4 protein-coding genes, 1 tRNA gene and 1 pseudogene are annotated in these 4,318 nt (G+C 50.6%); 5 read left to right on the forward strand and 1 reads right to left on the reverse strand.

What is annotated here, in order from left to right; all coding sequences use genetic code 11:
• Nucleotides 1–50: 50 nt before the first annotated feature.
• Complete coding sequence (gene murA / locus AC2JC8_RS09710) at nucleotides 51–1,349, reverse strand: UDP-N-acetylglucosamine 1-carboxyvinyltransferase (RefSeq protein WP_295458370.1); 1,299 nt, start codon at nucleotides 1,347–1,349, stop codon at nucleotides 51–53.
• 155 nt (nucleotides 1,350–1,504) lie between these two features.
• Between murA and AC2JC8_RS09715 the strand changes: the two genes are divergently transcribed.
• The 5 genes and pseudogenes from AC2JC8_RS09715 to AC2JC8_RS09735 form a co-directional block, all read left to right on the forward strand.
• Nucleotides 1,505–1,588, forward strand: a tRNA-Leu gene (locus tag AC2JC8_RS09715).
• Between the two features lie 91 nt (nucleotides 1,589–1,679).
• Nucleotides 1,680–1,928, forward strand: a complete 249-nt coding sequence (locus AC2JC8_RS09720; RefSeq protein WP_255131930.1) for a hypothetical protein — start codon at nucleotides 1,680–1,682, stop codon at nucleotides 1,926–1,928.
• A 41-nt stretch (nucleotides 1,929–1,969) separates the two neighbouring features.
• Nucleotides 1,970–2,761, forward strand: a complete 792-nt coding sequence (locus AC2JC8_RS09725; protein ID WP_484400733.1) for a TrmH family RNA methyltransferase — start codon at nucleotides 1,970–1,972, stop codon at nucleotides 2,759–2,761.
• Complete coding sequence (lpdA, locus tag AC2JC8_RS09730; protein ID WP_484594639.1) at nucleotides 2,758–4,215, forward strand: dihydrolipoyl dehydrogenase; 1,458 nt, start codon at nucleotides 2,758–2,760, stop codon at nucleotides 4,213–4,215. Before AC2JC8_RS09725 ends, lpdA begins: the two co-directional genes overlap by 4 nt.
• Before the next feature lie 3 nt (nucleotides 4,216–4,218).
• Nucleotides 4,219–4,318: pseudogene (locus tag AC2JC8_RS09735) on the forward strand (indole-3-glycerol phosphate synthase TrpC); the annotation flags it as partial.

Below are 4,318 nucleotides of genomic sequence, written 5' to 3' on the forward strand. Positions count from 1 at the left end.
CTCAAAATGCGCCGGCTTCGGCTTTGTCGGTTCGAGTCCGACTGCCCCCATCAAGTGTAGGTGCGTTTTATCGAAGCACCTAATGCATTTAGCTTGCCTTCAAGATTGTCGTAGCCACGATCAAGGTGTTGTAAACCTTGCACCGCAGTAACGCCATCGGCAGCAAGACCCGCCAGCACCATTGCTGCAGCTGCCCTTAGATCACTGCCGGTTACGGGTGCGCCGCTGAGCCGAGCCACCCCTTCAACAAAAGCTGTATTTCCTTGGGTGCGAATCGCTGCACCCATGCGCTGCAATTCGCCGATATGTTGCAAGCGATTTTCAAAAATTGCTTCAGTTATCACGCTGGTGCCATTGGCTGTAGCGAGCAGGCTCATGAAAGGGGCCTGTAAATCAGTTGGAAAACCTGGAAAAGGTTGAGTGCGTAAATCAACCGAATTAACTTGATCAGCCTTAATAGTTATGCCGATGCCATCGTTGCTGAGTTTGCATCCGCACTCTTCAAGTTTACTAATTACAGCCCCTAAATGTTCTGGAATAACAGGTGTTACCCGGATACAGGAACGGGTGATAGCTCCTGCCAATAAAAGGGTTCCCGCTTCAATCCGATCGGGAATAACCATGTAATCAGCCCCATGCAGCTTTTCCATCCCCACAATTGTGATCGTGGGGGTGCCAGCACCACGCACCCGGCCCCCCATGGCGATGATTAGCCCTGCGAGATCAATTACTTCCGGTTCTTGAGCGGCATTCTCAATCACCGTTTCACCATCCGCCAAAGCGGCAGCCATCATCAAGGTTTCTGTGGCACCAACGCTGGGGCAATCGAGGTGGATGCGTCCACCGGTGAGGCGATGGCCGCGGCCTGGCACTACCGCCGACACAACCCCGTGCTCAATAGTTACTTGAGCTCCAAGTGCCTTTAATCCTTTTACGTGCTCCACCACCGGGCGGGCGCCGATCTTGCAACCTCCTGGTAGGGGCACCCTGGCAACCCCGAGGCGGGCTAGCAGGGGGCCAATGCAAAAAAAGCTGGCCCGCAAACTATTAACTAATTCGTAGGGGGGAGATACCTGGCTTAATTGATCTGCCTGCAATTCCACCCAATCGCTGCCGCGATTAATCCGAACACCAATTGCCGCAAGGATGTCGCCCATGCCGCCAATGTCTGAAAGCGCCGGCATATTGCGCAACCGCAGGCTATCTGCGCTGAGCAAGCTGGCGGTCATTAGCACTAGGGCTGAATTTTTTGCGCCACTCACCCTCACTTCCCCTTGCAGCTGGGCACCCCCACGAATTTCCAATTGGGGGGTTAAAAGCTGTTGAGACGGTGTGAGGGTTACTGTCATGGAAGGCTACCGTCTGCGCTTCGTATATTGACAATTAAGCCTAAGACAGTCTAGAAGGCCGCCCTTGGAACTGTCTTTACCATTAACGATGGGTTCGCGAGGGAAGAGGGGTGTTGTGGGTTAGGGTTTGAAATGGCCGTTTTACGGCGACGTCAGCGGATGTGGCGGAATTGGTAGACGCGCTAGTTTCAGGTACTAGTGGCAGTAATGTCGTGGGAGTTCAAGTCTCCCCATCCGCATTAATAAACGAATTAAAATGCGATTTCTTTCGTAAGTTGCTCGTCAAATCTGTTTTTTTTTGACATTATTAAGCGGTATGCCACAGATGATGTGATCGTTCTCAAAATCAGCAATGCATCGGATTTGGTTGCTTCAAAAGTTGGCCGTTTTTTAGAAAAACTCACCCCCGATGGCATGGAAGAAGCCAAGGTGGAAGAGGAGGTAATTAAAAAACTAGTTGAAAATTTAAGGGCAGAAGGGATCAAAGGTTCAGTTGCTTCAGTGAAGGGGCTCGAACTTTCCAGCGATGGTTTACAACTTAAAAAAGAACTGCATATGCGCCGTTTTGAGGAGATTTAACCCTGGGCTCCGAAATAATTACAAGTAGACGCAATCCTTTGGTGGCGAAATTGCGATCGCTACACCAGACAAAGGGGCGCAAAGAGCAAAATTTGATCTTGCTAGAGGGCACTCATCTGCTTCAGGAATGTGAGCGGTTGCGGTTAGAACCACAATTGATCTGTTCCACCGATATTTGGGCCCAACGCCATCAATATTTAATGCAATTAACGCCTCGGCAAATCGTTAGCCCAGAGGTGTTGTGTGCAATGGCTAGCACTGAAAATCCAGATGGTGTTGTATCACTTTTGGCTATGCCAAGTGATCTAACTTCACTGCCCCAGCTTGATCTAGCTGCTAAACCGCTGCTGCTGGCCTTGGATCGGGTGCAAGATCCGGGCAATCTCGGCACCTTATTGCGCACTTCGCTTGCGGCAGGTGTTGATCAGGTGTGGCTTGGCGGCGGAGCAGATCCTTGGCAGCCAAAAGTGTTGCGGGCTTCGGCTGGGGCAGTTTTGCAACTACAACTAAAGCGCTGGCCCAGCTTGGTTGCCGGCATAACTATTGCCAAACAATCCGGCCTCCAAGTTTTGGCAGCGGTGCAGCGGGGAGGCAGGCCTTATTGGGAGGTGGATTGGCAATTACCAAGTGTCTTGCTGCTTGGCAATGAAGGGGCTGGCTTAGCGGCAGAGTTGATAGATGAAGCGCAATTGGTAACGGTGCCCCATGGCCAAGAGGTGGAATCCCTCAATGTGGCAGTGGCAGCAGGTTTGATGTTGATGGAACGCAACCGCCAAACCCACAGGGCGCTCCATGGCAGGGGAGAATCTTTAACAGCTGAGATTGGCCCTTGACTGCTGCAGAGGGATCAAACAACAAATTCGATTACGACTTGATCGTGATTGGTGCCGGTTACGGAGGCTTTGATGCTGCAAAACATGGGGCCGACCATGGTTTGCGCACGGCAATTATTGAAAGGGCTGATATGGGAGGCACCTGCGTTAATCGCGGTTGCGTGCCCTCAAAGGCTTTGCTTGCAGCCAGTGGCAAGGTGCGGGAGCTAACTGATCAAGCTCACTTGGCGCAATTTGGGATCAAAACTGGCGGCCATAGTTTTGATCGAGAGGCTATTGCAAACCATGCCAATCAATTAGTAGCAAATATCCGCGAAAATCTCACAAAAAGTTTGGAGCGGGCAGGGGTAACAATTATTAGGGGGCAAGGGCGAATGCAGGCAAGCCAGAGGGTGGCTTTGCGGCAATCGGATGGCATTGAACGCGTACTTAGCGCCAAAGATGTGGTGCTTGCCAGTGGTTCAGATCCTTTTGTGCCTCCTGGTATCACAATTGATGGAGTAACAGTTTTTACAAGTGATGATGCAATTAAATTAGAAAGTTTGCCCCCTTGGCTTGCAATCATTGGCAGTGGATATATAGGCCTTGAATTTGCTGATGTTTATACAGCTCTTGGCTGTGAAGTAACGATGATCGAGGCCCTCGATCGGGTAATGCCAACTTTTGATCCAGATATTGCCAAATTAGCCGCTCGCAAACTTATTGATGGCCGCGACATTGAAACAAAGGTTGGTGTTTTTGCTAGCAAAGTTACCCCCGGCAATCCGGTGCGGATTGAATTAATTGATGCCACTAGTAAAGAATTGGTTGAGGTGTTGGAAGTTGATGCGGTGCTGGTGGCAACCGGCCGCGTGCCAACTAGTAAAGATCTAAATCTTGCTGCCGTTGGTGTGGAAACCAACCGTGGTTTTATACCCGTTGATGATCAGATGCGGGTGCTGGCGAATGGTGAGCCCGTACCCCATCTTTGGGCTGTTGGTGATGTAACAGGAAAGATGATGCTTGCCCACACGGCTGCAGCCCAGGGGGCTGTTGCAGTGGATAATATCTTGGGCCATCATCGCCAGATTGATTACCGCTCAATTCCAGCTGCTACCTTCACCCATCCGGAGATAAGTTCCGTTGGTTTAAGTGAAGTTGAGGCTAAAGCATTAGCAGTTGAGCAGGGCTTTGAATTAGGCACGGTGCGCAGTTATTTCAAGGCTAATTCCAAAGCATTAGCGGAATTAGAAAGTGATGGAATAATGAAGTTGCTGTTTAATAAGGGCACAGGTGAAGTGCTCGGTGCCCATATCTATGGCCTCCATGCCGCTGATTTAATTCAGGAGGTTGCAAATGCAGTAGCTAGGCGCCAGAGCGTAAAACAACTAGCTAATGAAGTTCATACCCATCCCACCCTTAGTGAAGTGGTAGAAGTTGCCTATAAACAGGCAGCTTTGGCAGTGGCAGGTTGAGTTATGCAGATCCGCCGTAAACCGCCAAGCCCCAAGGTGCGGGTTTCTTATCTTGAATATGGTGTGCCCCTGCCGGATGAAAAGCCCCAACACATTCTTGAGG

It is taken from the genome of Synechococcus sp., assembly GCF_982614295.1.